Origin of the sequence: Halobacillus kuroshimensis DSM 18393, assembly GCF_000425705.1 — a bacterium.
In the GTDB taxonomy this organism is placed as follows: Bacteria; Bacillota; Bacilli; order Bacillales; family Halobacillaceae; genus Halobacillus; species Halobacillus kuroshimensis.
In genome coordinates, this window is record NZ_AUDY01000010.1 from 60625 (window position 1) to 76531 (window position 15907).

Here is a 15907-nt window from a genome sequence, read left to right on the forward strand (position 1 = left end):
ATAATCGGGAGAATTGTGTGAACAATAAGACAGAGGTGATGTCAATGAAGAAGCCAATGAACCCTCTTGAAAAAGAAAGCATCGACCAACGCCGGATCATGAGTGCTTTGAATGAAAGCTACCAGTCCGGTGACCGTCGCCAAAAACGTCGATAAATAAGAAGTCCCCCGCCTGGAAAAAAGCGGGGGATTTTTCGTAACCTATGTTTTCTTATGCTTCTGCGTTTCTCTGAGTGAGCGGGTAAATCATTGCAATAACTACAAAGGTAAGAAACCCAGGGGACCAATCGTCCGGAAAGGCAAAGTACAACAGTGTCCCGACGGTCACAGCACCCATCGCTGAACGATTGACAGCCGGGGCAGAAGGAAGCAGGTTCAAATCCTCGTTGGTCAGACGGCCGCGTTTCACCACAAGGAAATCACTGACAAGAACCGCAGAAATCGGAATGATCAAGCCGCCCAGCAGAGAGATAAATGATTCCGCTTCATTCACGAGGTTCGGAAATCCACTCAGAATAACGCCTGCGCTGCCAAAAAGCACGGCACTCTGAACTCTGGACAGCTTAGGGAAAATGTTGAGAAGACTGAAACCGCCGGTATAGGCATTGCTGACGTTGATGCTGATCATGGAAATGACAGCTGTCAAAGTAATCACCGTGATGATCACGGGGGATGCCGTCTGGTTTGAAGAGGATACATATGGGTTGAGACTTCCATAAAGAGTAGCGGAAGCACATCCGATCACTGCTGTTAGAAGAAACCCGGCGGCGTTGCCAGTAAGCAGTCCCCAGAAACCTTGGGCCGGTGTCTGCGCATACCTCGTCATATCAGCTGATGCGCTCACTCCAGAAACATACTGGACGAAGGCCAGGCTTGAGAAGAACAGCATCATCGGGAGAGAGCCGCTCCAGCCATCCATGGCAAGCGTCAAGGATGCACCGGATTCATTGTTTGTAGTAAAGTATACATAGAGCATAGTTCCCTCTCCAACAAGCAGGAGCGGAAGGAAATAACTGGTCGCCTTCTTAACGGCGTTAAAACCGAGGATAGCTAATAGGACCATCAAAAGAGATAACGGCAGGGAAACAATCCAGAAGGGAAGCGCAGCTCCGGAAATTCTGGATACCAGTTCTTGAATGACGTACGTTCCTCCGATGGTCTGGACCGCGAACCAGTAAAGAGAAGTCAAACTCCTTACAGGAGATGATAGAAACTGTGCGCCTCGAACACCCAGCATTGTCCGGATCGCGTACTGGGCGGGGATGCCGAGCCGTGCCCCGGGTAAAGATAAATAGGATACAAAAAGAAACCCAAGCCAGGCACCTGCACAGGTGCAGAGAACAGCGCTCCAGAAGGAAAGCCCGCCTTCCATGACAGCAAGAGCGGGCACGAGGAAGTTTCCGGCATTGGCCGCAACGGCCATCTGGATAAAAGCGAAACGATACCAGGGCGTATTTTTCTGGTGGAGAGGCACGGCTTCAAGTCCGTACCTCTCCACAACAGACTTACTGCCTGCAGCAGCTCTCATGATTGTCACGTCCTTTCTGACGAGCTCATTGTACAGAACGGGGCAGAAGAAGTAAACAATACAACTGTTTGAAAGTAGAGATGGATCGATAAAAGGAGGGGTTTAGATGCGCCATGCCATCATAACAGCCGGCACGAAAGGCCTCGGCAGAAAAGTTACGGAACACATGCTTGCTCAGGGGTATTCCGTAACGGTAACCTATTTTAACGACGAGCAGAAGGCGCAGACACTCCTGAATGACTTTGCTTCCGCACGCGGGCGTATTCAGCTTGTAAAGGCGGATGTCACAGTGGAACAGGATTTGGAACGTGTGGTCGAGCAGGCGGTGGACCGCTACGGCCGTATCGACTTCTTAATTAATAATGCAGGGCCTTATATATTTGAACGGAAAAAGCTGATGGACTATTCTAAAGAAGAATGGAATCAAATGATCCGTGGGAATCTGGATGCCGTCTTTTACCTGCTTAAGCTGACCATTCCCTATATGCGCAGACAGCATTTCGGCCGGATCATCAATTATGGATTTCAAGGAGCTCATTCGGCGTCCGGTTGGATTTACCGATCAGCCTTCGCTGCAGCGAAAGTAGGCCTCGTTTCCCTGACCAAAACGATTGCCTATGAGGAAGCCGAGCACGGCATCACCTCAAATATGATCTGCCCTGGAAATATTGTGGGTGAATGGAAGGAGTCTTCCATCGATCAAAGCCGGAATACGACGGATGACGAGACACCGATAGGAAGACCCGGCACAGGGGAGGATATCGCACGGACCATCGATTTTCTATGTGATGAACGCTCGGATATGATTACAGGCACAATATACGAAGTCACCGGCGGTCTTGATGTCATCCACCGCCATCGTTAAGGGGGGAGGGTGAATATTTTTAGAAAAAGTGAAACCTCTGCCCGGGGCTTTCCGTACATAAGGTACACAGGGCAAAGCAGAAGGGAAGTGAAGGATTGGGTTTTTTCTCTCGATTGTTTCAAAAGAAAGACCAGCAGGTGCCCGAGGTGAAAGAACGGACGCCTCTGATGATTGAAGTAGGAGATATTGTGACCTACGACCTCGCCGATTACGAAGTAGTAGGGAAAATCACCTATCGGGACGGTTCTTATGAATGGTATGCCTATCAGCTGCTGGAAGGGAATCGAACCAAATGGCTCGCTGCTGAAATGGATGACGAGCTGGAGCTTGGAATGTATGAGAAGGTCAATCTGCCTGTGGGCAGGCCGTACCCCTCCTCTCTTGAATACGAAGGTGTGACCTACACGAAGGATGAAGAAGGGGAAGCCCAGGTGACAGGGGAAGGCCGCAGTGCGAATGTGAACGGCCGGACCGTCAACTATGCGGACTATATATCTGAAGATGAAGAAGCATACCTGAGTGTTGAAGCCTGGGGGACGGAAGTTGAAGTCAGTATCGGGTCAGACATTGAAGCGTATGAATTGAAAATTATAGCAGGTTCTAAATAACAAGGAGGAATTTACATGTTCAAATTTTTCAAACGTGTGAAGACGGTCGTAGGTTCTGAAATGAATGCGATGCTTGATAAAGCTGAAGATCCAGTGAAAATGCTCGACCAATTTATGAGGGACATGGAAAATGACATTCGTGAAGCAGAGAGCGCTGTTGCTAAGCAGATCGCCAATGAGAAAATGCTGAAGCGCAAGTACGATGATGCCCAGGCTCTTGCGGATAAGCGGATGCAGCAGGCTGAAAAAGCCATTGAAGCCGGTAATGAAGATCTTGCCCGCCGCGCCCTGGAAGATAAGAAAAATCATCAGGAACAGGCCGAGCAGTTGAAAGCGTCCTGGGAGCGCGCTCAGACAGACGCTTCCAATCTCCGTGAAAAGCTCGATGAAATGAAGAAAGAATACCAGGAAATGAAACTGAAGAAAGATTCCTTGAAAGCCCGTGCGGAATCAGCGAAAACCCGTACGAAGATGAACCGGACCATGTCCAGTATCGGCGGGGATGAATCCCGTCAAGGCTTTGAGCGTATGGAAGAAAAGGTCATGCAGTATGAAGCGGAGGCGGATACAAGTGATGATCTTTCATCAGAAGCCCGCTCCATTGATGATGAATTCGAGGAAATGGACAAAAAAGATGATGTGGATGATGAACTGCAGGCGCTGAAGCGTAAAATGAATAAAGAGTAACGGCGAGACCCCCGGCTTCCGGGGGTCTTTGTTTGTATGATTACCGCTGGCGCAGCTCTGGTTCCGGATAGTTCATAAACTTCCTTTTTTTAAGCGGATAGTCGTGGAAATCAAGGACTTCCACGGTAACGGCCATATAGGTCCGCCCGTGTTTCAGGAGTAGAAAGACAGGGAAATGAAAAGAAGTGTAGAAGGAAATGGAAAGGGTTGGATAAATGCATCCAGCCGTATACATTACTTTTTGTGAGAAGGAGTGGAAGGATGAAAGTTTCTTATCATGGACACGCCGTAGTCAAAGTGGAAGCCAATGGAAAAACGATTTTGTTTGACCCATTCATCTCAGATAACGGGAACACGGATTTGAATGCGGATCAGGTGGAACCGGATGTCATTCTGCTGACCCATGGACATAACGATCACGTAGGGGATACGTTCGAAATTGCCGAACGGACCAATGCACAGATTGTTGCCCCGTTTGAGCTGGCTACCTACCTTGGAAACAAAGGGTTAAACGCTCACCCGATGCATATCGGCGGGGGGCATGAATTTGATTTCGGACATGTGAAGTTCACCCAGGCTTTTCATGGTTCAGCTTATACCGAAGAGGATGGCACCATTGTCTATACAGGAATGCCGACGGGGATCCTTCTGACTATCGATGGCAAAACCATTTTCCATGCCGGTGATACCGGGTTGTTTTCTGATATGAAACTGATCGGGGAACGCAATGATATTGATCTGGCTTTTCTTCCGATCGGGGATAATTTCACGATGGGGCCGGAGGATGCTTTAACCGCAGCAGAATGGCTGCAGGCGAAACAGGTCGTTCCAGTTCACTATAACACCTTCGATCTCATCAATCAGGATGGAGAAGGATTTGCTTCACAGGTGAAGCCTGGAACAGGACGTGCGCTACAGCCGGGAGAGGTCATAGAATTGTAGAGCGTTGGAAAGGCGGCAGGCCATTGTGGCCCTGCCGCTTTTTTTATCCCATACCGATTCAGTCCTGGAAACCATGCGCCTGAATTCTGGAAGAAATTGCAGAACATCTGTATCAGTTGTATAATAACAATAAAGAGAGAAATGACTAGTACAGATAGAAAGTTTGGTGGGTGAATGGCTACAAAACATGAACAGATCCTGGAACACATCGAGTCCTTATCCGTAGGAAGTAAAATATCCGTACGCGGGATTGCAAAAGCGCTGAATGTCAGTGAAGGAACGGCCTATCGTGCCATTAAGGAAGCGGAAAACCAGCATCTTGTCAGTACGATGGAGCGTGTGGGGACCATCCGGATTGAAAAGAAGAAGAAAGAGAATATTGAGCGTCTGACGTTCGCTGAAATCGTCAACGTCGTTGATGGGCAGGTTCTGGGCGGTAGAGAAGGCCTTTATAAAACCCTTGGAAAGTTTGTCATCGGAGCTATGAAACTGGAAGCGATGATGCGTTATACAGAAGCGGGTTCCCTCCTCATTGTCGGGAACCGGACGAATGCCCATGAGCTGGCAGTGAAAGAGGGCGCGGCTGTGTTAGTAACGGGTGGATTTGATACGACAGATACCGTGAAAAAACTGGCCGACGAAAAGAAGCTCCCTGTCATCTCTACAAGTTATGATACATTTACTGTAGCGACAATGATTAATAGAGCCATTTACGATCAGCTTATTAAAAAGGAAATCGTACTGGTGGATGATATCTACACTTCTTTTGATGATTCCAGGTTTCTTTCCACAAGGGATACTGTCCAGCGCTGGCATGACCTGAATGAGGAAACGAAGCACAGCCGCTATCCGGTAGTGGATGAGCAGAACCGTGTGGTTGGAATTGTCACTTCTAAAGATGTCATCGGGCAGGAGAAAACGGTCAGGATCGATAAGGTGATGACCCGTAATCCGATGACGGCTCATACGACGACATCCCTGGCTAATGCGGCGCATGTAATGGTGTGGGAAGGAATCGAACTGATGCCGGTCGTTGATACCAGCCATAAATTCCAGGGGATTATCTCCCGGCAGGATGTGCTGAAGGCGCTGCAGCACATTCAACGGCAGCCTCAGGTTGGAGAAACCATCGATGACCTGGCTACAAACCGGATGGTGATGGTGGAGAGCGATCAGAGCCCGCAGCGCTGGAGTACGAGAGTGACACCGCAGATGACCAACCAGCTTGGGACGATGTCGTACGGCGTGTTTGTTTCCCTGATTACGGAGGCCTCCAGCCGGATGCTCCGGAAGTACAAAAAAGGGGATCTGGTCGTCGAAAATATTTCCGTCTATTTTATCAAGCCGGTTCAAATTGAAAGTGATATTGAAATTATTCCACAGATTTTAGAAGTCGGCCGCAAATTTGCCAAGGTGGACATTGAAGTTCACCACGGAAAATCGATTGTCGGAAAAGCTCTTCTTATGGCCCAGTTGATCGACCGATAAAAAAAGCCGCTGTCCGGGCAGCGGCTTTGTGAACCATTCAGGTCTGGGAACGGGCTTCCTGCTTTTTATATTCCTGCTGGTAATGGCGGCTCGCCTTAAAGCCGAGCCGTGCCTGAGCAGCTCCGAGTATAAGGAAGACCAGCCCGACAAACAAGGAAAGCCTTGTCTGATAAAATACATACTGGTTAATCGCAAAGAAAAACAAGAATCCGCCGAGAAAAATCTTCGATCTGCTGTTCAAGTATTCCTGTGTAAGTGGATCTCGGGCCCGGATGACCATCACTTTGTAGTAAATGTAAAGAACAAGGGAAACTAAGATGAGAATCGGAAAAATAATCAAGGTGAATCGACTCCTGATCGTTAAGAATTCCTTTTCATTGTAGCTTGTTTTGTTGGAAAAGGCTACCTGTGCCGGGAATTCTGCAAGCGGTTGTCAGGAAAAAATAATAGGAGGCTTTATTTCATGTCTACACAAGCCATCATTCAGTCCATTAAATCTCATTCGACTATCATTATCCACCGCCACGTCCGGCCGGATCCTGATGCCTATGGTTCCCAGGCCGGACTTGCCGAAATAATTCGTGCGAGCTTTCCGGAAAAGCAGGTGTATCTTGCGGGCGAAGGGGAGCCGTCGCTGGCATTTCTTGCCGAAATGGATGATATTGCTGATGACACTTTTAAGGAAGCTTTAGTCATCGTCTGTGACACAGCCAATCAGGCCCGTATTGATGACCAAAGATTTGGATCCGGAAAACAGCTCGTGAAAATTGATCATCACCCTGACGTCGATCAGTATGGAGACATTCAATGGGTGGATACGACATCCAGCTCCACCTCCGAAATGATTTATCATTTATACAAGGAAGGAATCGAGGCAGGACTGAAAATGAATGAACGTTCTGCAAGGCTTCTGTATGCAGGAATTGTAGGGGATACCGGGCGTTTTCTTTTTCCAAGCACAACGAACAGAACGCTCTCCTACGCTGCGGATTTAGTGCATTATGATTTTGATCGATCTTCCCTGTTTAACGAAATGTATAAGACTCCTGTCCACGTAGCCAGGTTAAAAGGCTATGTCCTTGAGAACTTCACGCTTCACCCGGCCGGCTATTCCACCATACGACTTGATAAGGATACTTTGGAGCGTTTTGGTGTAACAGCGACCGAAACGAGCCAGCTGGTCGGCCTTCTCGGAGATATTGAAGGCATTCTTGCGTGGGCGTTCTTCGTGGAAGAAGAAGATAATATCCGCGTCCGCCTGCGTTCCAAAGGTCCGGTGATTAACGGAGTTGCCGCTGCTCATAATGGTGGTGGACACCCGATGGCCTCAGGGGCTTCTGCTTCCAACTGGGCGGAAACCGAGGACATTGCCGGGGAATTGGAAGAGGTTTGTAAAGCATATCGAAACGAGCAGGCATAAGATAGCCTGCTCGTTTTTAACGTACCAGCTTTATTTCAAGTCTTAACGTAATGACCTCGGAAATGATCAGTTGGTTCACTTTCAGTTGGTAGGTGAAGTCATCCACCACATAGTTTTTGTTTTCAAGGGCGGTTAAGATCAGATCCGCCTGATCAGCTACCACCTTTACGGGCTTCCCTGGCAGGGAAGAAAGCTGATCCTTGACCATCGTCGTCAGCTGGTGCTGCGTAAGCAGGTCGACTTCCAGCTTTTTGGCATTGGTGTAGGAAACGTCCATTTCGCCAACCGTCAGTGGTGCGGATTCAGAATCCTGATTTTTATTGTTCAGCAGTCCCTCATACTTCACTTCCAGTTCGTGCAGCTCTGTAGTCAAGCCGATATGTTCTTCGGTATATTTCTGCTGGAGCTGCCCATGAGTATAAAGAAAAAAGAGCCAGCCGGCCAGGGTGCCGAGCAGAACACCGGCGAAAAAACGCCTCCATTCCCTGCTTTTATGGTAAGGAGGGAAATGCATCAGGTCACCTCTTCTCCGAGCAGCCACTCAAACAACAGAAGTGCTGCCTTCACCCCGCCCATAGCCGCAACGATTATGACGATCTGCTTGAACATATCGAAAGTGGAGCCGTCGAGAATGCCTTTTTCAAAGTTGCTGATGGCATCAAAGGTTCCCCCGATGGCTGCAACAACAGCCCAGATTCTTAAACTTTTGGCGATGCGGAACATGGCGGTCAGCGGAGCTTCCCCTGTTAAGTAACTGCCGATACTTCCAATAAGTGTTCCACCTACAATAACTCCAAAAGCGATAAAGAAGCATTGGATCATGGATACGATTAAACGGTCTTCCATCTTGTCCCTCTTTCCGCCTGGAAAATGTGTTTCTATTTAAACGAATATTCTTTTTCCTGTGGTTTTATGCAGAGGGCTTTATTCCCTATCCAATAGTAGCTATAATTTACACATGAAAGAAGGTGTGCGAAATGACTTTCACCCATTTAAATGTCCGCAGCGGCTATAGTCTTATGAAGAGTACGGTGAAGATTAACGATTTGGTCCATGAGGCGAAGGCCCTTGGGTTTGAATCCATCGCGTTGACGGATGAGAACACGTTGAGCGGGGCGCTGGCATTTTACGAGGAATGCCGGGCGCAGGGGATCAAGCCGGTGATCGGTTTAACGACGACCATCGAGGACCGTTCCCTTCTCCATCCCGTACGGCTTCTTGCGACCAGCCAGACCGGGTATAAAAACCTGATGAAAATAGCTACGTGGGCTAACACAAAAGATCATCCGATGAACCTGGAAACATTCGCCGACGTGAGTCAGGGGTTGATCGTCATTCATATGACCTCCGCCTCACCATGGGGAGAACCCTTATCCGACCGGATGTTCGAGCATATGGAGGACGGGCTGAACCGATGGATGCACGCAGTGAAGAAAGAGGACTTTTACTTAAGTATTCAAGATTTGGATCTTCATTCTGAACGGCAGCTGCACACCCCTCTGCGGGAATGGACGGTTGAAAAAGGGCTGCAGGTAACGGCTGTCGGGGACGTGCGTTACATAAGAAAAGAGGAAGCCGACGCCTATCAATGCTTAAGGGCGGTCGATGAAGGTACGCGTTATACACCGAACAGTGCTCACGGCCCCTTCTATTTAAAAAGTGCGGAAGAGATGGAATCATTTTTTGGGGAATGGTGGCCGGAAGTTCTTGAAGCAGCAGACCACATCGCGCGCCGGTGTCAATGGGACATGGATCTGAACCAGCAGCTTCTTCCTACATATCCGGCACCGGAAGGAAAAAGCGGCGCGGCCTATCTGCGGGAACTCTGTGAGCGTGCCCTGAAGAAAAAATATGACGGAAAGAGAGAGGCTGTCGAGCGGCTCAACCATGAGTTAAGTGTCATTGAATCCATGGGCTTCAGTGATTACTTTTTAATTGTGTGGGACTTTATCGATTTTGCCCGCGCAAAGGGGATCAATGCCGGACCTGGGAGGGGATCGGCGGCTGGATCGATTGTCGCTTATCTTCTCGACATCACGAAAGTGGATCCGCTCGAATATCAACTGCTCTTTGAACGGTTCTTAAATCCGGAACGGATTACGATGCCGGATATCGACATCGATTTTCCTGACCAGCGCAGGGAGGAGGTCATTTCCTACGTAGCTGAAAAGTATGGAAAACAGCATGCAGCTCAAATCAGCACGTTCGGTACATTCGCTGCCAAAAGTGTGCTGAGGGAATTGTTCAAGGTTCTCCATATTGAGGAGAGCGATGCGTCTTTCATCCTTCATCAGCTTCCGAAACAGGCGACTCAACCTCTCGTGGAAATCGTCCGTCAGTCGGAAGAATTGAAAGATTATATTAGAAACTCGGAAAAACTGAAGCAATTGTTCAAAATTGCAGCCAAGCTGGAGGGCCTTCCCCGCCATATTTCCACGCATGCTGCAGGTGTCGTGCTTTCTGAAAAGCCGCTTATGGAATATACACCTTTAATGAAAAGCCAGGGAGAGGTGTATGTAACACAGCTTACTATGGGGGATTTGGAGAAAATCGGTCTTTTGAAAATTGATTTTCTGGGACTGAGGAACTTGACCTTTATGGAAAATCTGGAACGGAAGATTCAAAGGGCGGGAAACCACTCCTTTACTCTGGATCAGATTCCATTGAATGATTCTGCAACTTTCTCCCTGCTTTCGGAAGGAAAAACCAATGGTGTCTTCCAACTGGAGTCGCAGGGCATGAAGCAGGTGCTCACAAAGCTGAAGCCCACTCATTTTGAAGATGTGGTGGCTGTTAACGCTCTTTACCGGCCGGGTCCGATGGAATATATCGATACTTATATTGAAAGAAAGAATAAAAAGGCAGCGATCGAACTTCCACACGAGGATCTGGAGAGAATTTTAAGCCCGACTTATGGCGTACTCGTCTATCAGGAGCAGATTATGCAGGTGGCGGGACTTGCTGCGGGCTATTCGCTCGGCCAGGCGGACATGCTTCGAAGAGCGGTCAGCAAAAAGCAGGGCGGCGTTTTGGAGAGTGAGAGGAAAGCGTTTGTATCAGGAGCATTGGAAAATGGATATTCCGAGCAGGTGGCCGAGCAGCTGTTTGACTGGATTGTCAAATTCTCCAATTATGGATTCAACCGGAGCCATGCCGTTGCCTACAGCTTGATTTCCTACCAGCTGGCCTTTATGAAAGCTCATCATCCGTCTGCATTCATGGCTGAGCTTATCAACGCGAATCTGGGGGACCGGGACAAACTGGCCACGTACATTCGGGAAGCGCGGGAGATGCACGTACGAGTAAAGGCTCCTTCCATAAATAAAAGCGGGGCGGCCGCTCGAGGGCAGCGCAGTGAAATCACTATGGGTTTTCTTTCCATCAAAGGCGTAGGGTATCAGGCGGCTAAAGCGATTGTAGAAGGGCGTGGGCAACAGCCTTTCCGCCATTTGAACGACTTCTGTCTGCGTGTGGATACGAAAATTGTATCGAGAAAAGTGATTGAAGGTCTGATTATTGCCGGAGCTTTTGATGAACTGCACTCCAACCGCGCCAGTGCTCTGGCCACCATTGATCAGGCTCTTGAGCAGGGAGAGTTGTTCAAGGAATTCCAGGATCAGCCCGGTTTCTTCGATCAGGAAATGGTCATGGATATGGTGGACGTGGAACCTTTTCCACTTTTGAAGAATCTGGCGATGGAAAAAGAAGTCCTCGGCACTTATTTATCCGATCATCCCCTGGAGAGTCAGCGGAAATCCCTCCGACGAAGAGGCATCCTTGCTCTTTCTCAGCTTTACAGGATGAAAATGAATAAAAAAGTCGATACGGCTGCGGTCGTTGACAGTATTCGGGAAATCCGTACAAAGCGCGGGGACCCGATGGCCTTTTTATCCATGAGTGATGAGAGCGCTGAAGTGGATGCTGTCATCTTTCCGGATACGTATCGGGACGTTAAAGTGTGGCTGAAAGAACAGATGCTTGTGACAACATCGGGAAAAGTAGAGGAAAGAAACGGAAGAAAGCAGCTTATTATTCAGTCCCTTCACCCTTTTGAAATGGATGAATCCTCCCATGAGTCGGCACAGGAAGAAAGACGGCTGTTCGTCAAAGTGACGGATGAAAACGAAAACGAAGCTCTTCAACAGTTGAAAGAAACGGCACAATATTTCCCGGGGAATACACCAGTTTTTCTTTTCCGGTCAGAAGATCGGAAGACCTACCGTCTTGATGAAAGCTATGGCCTGCAGCCGACAAGAGACTGTCTTGATCAGTTGAACGCATTTTTTGGTGAGAAAAATGTCGCATTAAGAAGTAATAAAAAGAAGGCGGAAAATTAAAAACCAAGTCCATATTTTTGAAAATCTTTACACGACCTTTTCATCTGTTATAATTAAGGAGTTACTGGTGGTCAGACCACCTGGGTCGGTTTAATCATTCATTCATTTAAAGGAGCGTGTTGTTGTGTCAAATCTGCGAGATGAAGCATTGCATATACACCGAGTGAACAAGGGGAAGCTGGAAACACATTCAAAAGTACCTGTACGGAATGCTAAGGATCTAAGTCTTGCCTACTCCCCTGGAGTGGCTGAGCCATGTAAGGAAATCTACGACCATAAAGAAACGGTCTACGATTATACCATGAAGGGAAACATGGTGGCCGTGGTCAGTGACGGCTCTGCCGTGCTTGGACTTGGAAATATCGGTCCTGAGGCTGCTCTTCCAGTCATGGAAGGGAAAGCCGCATTGTTCAAAAGCTTTGCCGGTGTTGATGCTTTTCCTATCTGCCTGAACACGAGAGAGATTGATCAGATTGTGCAGACGGTGAAGTTGATGGAGCCTACGTTTGGCGGCGTAAACCTTGAGGATATCGCTGCACCAAACTGCTTCATCATTGAAGAGCGTTTGAAGAAAGAAACGAACATCCCGATCTTCCATGATGATCAGCACGGAACGGCCATCGTGACGGTCGCAGGCTTGATGAACGCTTTGAAGCTGACAGGAAAATCTTGGTCGGATATTAAAGTGGTGGCCAATGGGGCAGGGGCCGCAGGAATTGCTATTATTAAATTACTTTATCATTTCGGTGTACGTGATATTATTATGTGTGATTCCAAAGGCGCTATCTTTGAAGGCCGCGACTACGGAATGAATGATGTCAAAGATGAAATTGCTAAAATTACGAATAAAGACCGTGTCGAGGGTGCCCTTGAGGAGGTCATGGAAGATGCTGACGTCTTCATCGGTGTATCTGTGGGTGGTTTGTTGTCCAAAGAAACGGTCTCCCGTATGAAGGATGACTCCATCATCTTTGCCATGGCCAACCCGGAACCGGAAATCATGCCGGATGATGCGAAGGAAGCAGGGGCCCGTGTCATCGGTACAGGACGGTCCGATTTTCCTAACCAGGTAAATAACGTTCTGGCTTTTCCAGGAATCTTCCGGGGGGCTCTTGATGTACGTGCGACTCGAATCAATGAGAAAATGAAAATCGCAGCTGCGGAGGCGATTGCTTCTCTTGTAAGTGAGGAAGAGTTGAATGAGGATTATGTTATTCCTGCTCCCTTTGATCCGCGTGTAGCTCCAGCTGTGGCAGCAAGCGTTGCTAAGGCCGCGATGGAATCAGGCGTAGCCCGTCATCATGTAGACCCTGAAGAGGTGGCAGAAAAGACGAGACAGCTCACTTTAATTGATGAAGAATAAGTGCCGGAAAAGGGGAAAGGAATCTTTCCCCTTACATATGGCCATAGGATAAAAGCGGGAAAGAGGTGTTCGGGTACGTTGACTAAACCACAAGGGAAGGTATATGAAGGGGTTTTGTATCAATTGAAAGCCTACATTGAGGAGAATCAATTGAGCCCTGGTGATAAGCTGCCTTCTGAACGCGAACTAAGCGAACAGCTCGGTGTAGGAAGGTCATCGATCCGCGAGGCGTTCCGCGCAATGGAACTGCTCGGTCTGATTGAAACCCGCCGCGGAGAAGGTACCTATATGAGATCCTACCGCCCGTATCATATGGTTGAACTGCTGTCGAACTTCCTGTTAACGGAAAAGAGGACAAAAGAGGAACTATTGACAGCTATGCAGATGATCGAGAAAGAAGTATTGACGATTCTGCAGCATAAGCTGACCAGCGAACAGCTCCACCGTCTAAAAGACATCATAGAAGGACATGTTGGTAAGGAAAGGCATCACCATGTGTTTGACTATCTTTTTTCTACATGTGGGCAGGAGCTGCTTTTCTCTATGTGGCAGTTTATAGCCGGATTTACCAATACCGTACATCATGTGCACTATGATAAAAGCTGGTATGATGCTGTGGCGGAAACCCTGCAGAAGGGCAATACAATGGATATCATACAGCTCTATCGTTGAAAATGATGTCGAAACCATAACGACAAATTCAGCAGTATTACGCAAAGTACTTTTTGTATATTGAATAGAAAGGAAGCTTTGTCCCAAAGGAGGAATCACCTTGCTTAGAGACTTTTTCAGCAAGAAAAAAAGGTATGCATCCATACCAAGCCAGGAAGCCAAACAGGATGTACCGGAAGGTTTAATGCAGAAATGCCCCAACTGTCAAAAAATCTTCTATCGTAAAGAATTAAATCGGAATATGAATGTCTGCCCATATTGTGATCATCATCACCGTCTCAATGCTTATGAACGGATTGAGCACTTGTTTGATGAGGGTACGTTTACCGAATGGGATAAGCATATGATTTCCAGCAACCCGCTCGGCTTTCCAGATTACGAGGAGAAATTAGAGAAAGACCGGTTGAAATCCGACCTCAATGAAGCTGTAGTAACGGGTAAAGCCCGGATGAACGGCCTTGAGGCGGCAGTAGCTGTCATGGATGCCCGGTTCAGAATGGGGAGTATGGGATCCGTGGTCGGTGAAAAAATAACGAACGCCATTGAAAAGGCCCGCGAAGAAGGGATTCCATTTATCATCTTTACGGCATCCGGGGGCGCACGTATGCAGGAAGGAGTCCTCAGTCTCATGCAGATGGGAAAAACTTCTGTAGCGCTGCAGCGCCTTCATGCAGAAGGGGGCTTGTTCATTTCTGTCATGACTCACCCGACTACAGGCGGTGTATCAGCCAGTTTTGCTTCCCTTGGTGATTATAACTTTGCAGAACCTGGAGCTTTGATTGGTTTTGCGGGACGAAGGATTATTGAACAGACCATCCGGGAAAAACTGCCGGATGATTTTCAGACGGCTGAATTTCTGTTGGAGCATGGCCAGCTGGACCGTGTTGTCCACCGCCATGAACTGAGAGAGACACTGACCACTGTTCTGGATCTTCACGCAGTAGGAGGAAGCCGGTTATGAAACACGTGTTAGAATTTGAAAAACCAGTCATCGAACTAAGAGAAAAAATTGTAGATTTGAAACAGCTCACAGACAGCAGTGAAATGGATTTAAGCGATGAAATCGCCAAGCTGGAAAAACGTCTGGAAAAGCTGGAAACGGACGTCTATGACCGGATGGCGCCATGGGACAGAGTCCAAATGGCCCGCCATCCGGAGCGGCCGACGACCCTTGATTATATTGAGCACTTATTTACAGATTTCCTGGAGCTTCATGGAGATCGTACATTTGGTGATGATGCGGCCATTGTTTCTGGAATTGCCAGGTTCAATGAACAGCCAGTCACAGTCATTGGTCATCAGCGGGGGAAAGATACGAAAGAAAACATCCGCCGTAACTTCGGGATGCCTCATCCGGAAGGGTATCGTAAAGCGCTTCGTTTAATGAAGCAGGCGGAGAAGTTCAAGCGCCCGATCATTACGTTCATCGATACGAAAGGCGCTTATCCAGGGAAAGCAGCAGAAGAACGCGGGCAGAGTGAAGCGATTGCCCGCAATTTGATGGAAATGGCCGGCTTGACCGTGCCCATCATCTGCATTGTCATTGGTGAAGGAGGAAGTGGGGGAGCTCTCGGACTCGGCATCGGAGATAAAATATTCATGCTGGAAAACTCCACGTATTCCGTTATTTCTCCAGAAGGAGCATCGTCCATTTTATGGAAGGATGCGGGTCTTGCTCAGGAGGCCGCTGAATCGATGAAGATTACTTCCTACGACTTGAAAAAATTAAACGTCATTGACGGTGTCATCCCAGAAGTGAGGGGTGGAGCCCACCGTGATGTCGAGAAGCAGGCGCAGGAAATCAAACAGGTACTGACCGATTCTCTGAATGAACTTCATACTTTGAATCATGATCAACTGTTGGAGAATCGTTTCAAAAAATATAAAAACATTGGCGATTACTCATATCTTGATTTATAATGGTAGGGTTGAAATATAAAGGTCCGTTATTGGAAGGTCGCACATTTCGTGCGGCTTTTCGCATCTTTACAGGATGGT

At 48.1% G+C, this 15907-nt stretch carries 15 protein-coding genes; 11 read left to right on the forward strand and 4 right to left on the reverse strand.

The genetic code is table 11. The features are described from left to right. Positions 1-210: 210 nt before the first annotated feature. The gene (locus tag H615_RS0110705) at positions 211-1527 is read right to left on the reverse strand and encodes a purine-cytosine permease family protein (protein WP_027955141.1); all 1317 of its coding nucleotides are present in this window, start codon (positions 1525-1527) and stop codon (positions 211-213) included. 106 nt (positions 1528-1633) lie between these two features. On the opposite strand from H615_RS0110705, the gene H615_RS0110710 reads away from it, so the two are divergent. The 5 genes from H615_RS0110710 (at position 1634) to H615_RS0110735 (ending at position 6117) form a co-directional block, all read left to right on the forward strand. Next, the gene (locus H615_RS0110710) at positions 1634-2392 is read left to right on the forward strand and encodes an SDR family oxidoreductase (protein ID WP_027955142.1); all 759 of its coding nucleotides are present in this window, start codon (positions 1634-1636) and stop codon (positions 2390-2392) included. Positions 2393-2487: 95 nt separating this feature from the next. Continuing rightward, the gene (locus tag H615_RS0110715) at positions 2488-3000 is read left to right on the forward strand and encodes a DUF4178 domain-containing protein (RefSeq protein WP_027955143.1); all 513 of its coding nucleotides are present in this window, start codon (positions 2488-2490) and stop codon (positions 2998-3000) included. 15 nt (positions 3001-3015) lie between these two features. Further along, positions 3016-3687 (forward strand): PspA/IM30 family protein, encoded by a 672-nt coding sequence (locus H615_RS0110720; protein WP_027955144.1) that lies wholly within the window; start codon positions 3016-3018, stop codon positions 3685-3687. A gap of 261 nt (positions 3688-3948) precedes the next feature. Next, on the forward strand, positions 3949-4629 hold the full coding sequence (locus H615_RS0110730) for a metal-dependent hydrolase (RefSeq protein ID WP_027955146.1): 681 nt from the start codon (positions 3949-3951) through the stop codon (positions 4627-4629). A gap of 174 nt (positions 4630-4803) precedes the next feature. Then, on the forward strand, positions 4804-6117 hold the full coding sequence (locus tag H615_RS0110735) for a DRTGG domain-containing protein (protein WP_027955147.1): 1314 nt from the start codon (positions 4804-4806) through the stop codon (positions 6115-6117). A gap of 37 nt (positions 6118-6154) precedes the next feature. Here H615_RS0110735 and H615_RS0110740 read toward each other — a convergent pair whose 3' ends face one another. Beyond that, positions 6155-6457 (reverse strand): YtpI family protein, encoded by a 303-nt coding sequence (locus H615_RS0110740; protein WP_027955148.1) that lies wholly within the window; start codon positions 6455-6457, stop codon positions 6155-6157. A 123-nt stretch (positions 6458-6580) separates the two neighbouring features. Between H615_RS0110740 and H615_RS0110745 the strand changes: the two genes are divergently transcribed. Beyond that, a complete protein-coding gene (locus tag H615_RS0110745) occupies positions 6581-7537 on the forward strand; it encodes a DHH family phosphoesterase (protein WP_027955149.1) in 957 nt (318 codons plus the stop codon). Positions 7538-7553: 16 nt separating this feature from the next. On the opposite strand, the gene ytrI is transcribed toward H615_RS0110745, so the two are convergent. After that, positions 7554-8051: a sporulation membrane protein YtrI gene (gene ytrI / locus H615_RS0110750; protein ID WP_027955150.1), complete on the reverse strand. Its 498-nt coding sequence runs from the start codon at positions 8049-8051 to the stop codon at positions 7554-7556. Continuing rightward, entirely contained in the window at positions 8051-8383 is a 333-nt protein-coding gene (ytrH, locus tag H615_RS0110755) for a sporulation membrane protein YtrH (RefSeq protein ID WP_027955151.1), read from the reverse strand. The genes ytrI and ytrH overlap by 1 nt, the downstream gene beginning before the upstream one ends. A gap of 131 nt (positions 8384-8514) precedes the next feature. Here ytrH and dnaE point away from each other — a divergent pair, with 131 nt between their 5' ends. From dnaE to H615_RS0110780, 5 genes are all read left to right on the forward strand, one after another. Beyond that, complete coding sequence (gene dnaE / locus H615_RS0110760; protein ID WP_027955152.1) at positions 8515-11874, forward strand: DNA polymerase III subunit alpha; 3360 nt, start codon at positions 8515-8517, stop codon at positions 11872-11874. A gap of 124 nt (positions 11875-11998) precedes the next feature. After that, the gene (gene ystJ, locus H615_RS0110765) at positions 11999-13237 is read left to right on the forward strand and encodes an NADP-dependent malic enzyme (protein ID WP_027955153.1); all 1239 of its coding nucleotides are present in this window, start codon (positions 11999-12001) and stop codon (positions 13235-13237) included. A 78-nt stretch (positions 13238-13315) separates the two neighbouring features. Continuing rightward, positions 13316-13909, forward strand: a complete 594-nt coding sequence (locus tag H615_RS0110770; protein WP_027955154.1) for a FadR/GntR family transcriptional regulator — start codon at positions 13316-13318, stop codon at positions 13907-13909. A 100-nt stretch (positions 13910-14009) separates the two neighbouring features. After that, positions 14010-14870, forward strand: coding sequence for an acetyl-CoA carboxylase, carboxyltransferase subunit beta (accD, locus tag H615_RS0110775; protein WP_027955155.1), 861 nt, complete (start codon positions 14010-14012; stop codon positions 14868-14870). Continuing rightward, a complete protein-coding gene (locus H615_RS0110780; RefSeq protein WP_027955156.1) occupies positions 14867-15829 on the forward strand; it encodes an acetyl-CoA carboxylase carboxyltransferase subunit alpha in 963 nt (320 codons plus the stop codon). Before accD ends, H615_RS0110780 begins: the two co-directional genes overlap by 4 nt. Positions 15830-15907 lie beyond the last annotated feature (78 nt).

Coding starts and splice junctions, on each gene's coding strand:
- H615_RS0110705 (WP_027955141.1), bottom strand. CDS start 1,527: ATGAGAGCTGCTGCAGGCAGTAAGTCTGTTGTGGAGAGGTACGGACTT.
- H615_RS0110710 (WP_027955142.1), top strand. CDS start 1,634: ATGCGCCATGCCATCATAACAGCCGGCACGAAAGGCCTCGGCAGAAAA.
- H615_RS0110720 (WP_027955144.1), top strand. CDS start 3,016: ATGTTCAAATTTTTCAAACGTGTGAAGACGGTCGTAGGTTCTGAAATG.
- H615_RS0110730 (WP_027955146.1), top strand. CDS start 3,949: ATGAAAGTTTCTTATCATGGACACGCCGTAGTCAAAGTGGAAGCCAAT.
- H615_RS0110735 (WP_027955147.1), top strand. CDS start 4,804: ATGGCTACAAAACATGAACAGATCCTGGAACACATCGAGTCCTTATCC.
- H615_RS0110745 (WP_027955149.1), top strand. CDS start 6,581: ATGTCTACACAAGCCATCATTCAGTCCATTAAATCTCATTCGACTATC.
- ytrI (WP_027955150.1), bottom strand. CDS start 8,051: ATGCATTTCCCTCCTTACCATAAAAGCAGGGAATGGAGGCGTTTTTTC.
- ytrH (WP_027955151.1), bottom strand. CDS start 8,383: ATGGAAGACCGTTTAATCGTATCCATGATCCAATGCTTCTTTATCGCT.
- dnaE (WP_027955152.1), top strand. CDS start 8,515: ATGACTTTCACCCATTTAAATGTCCGCAGCGGCTATAGTCTTATGAAG.
- H615_RS0110780 (WP_027955156.1), top strand. CDS start 14,867: ATGAAACACGTGTTAGAATTTGAAAAACCAGTCATCGAACTAAGAGAA.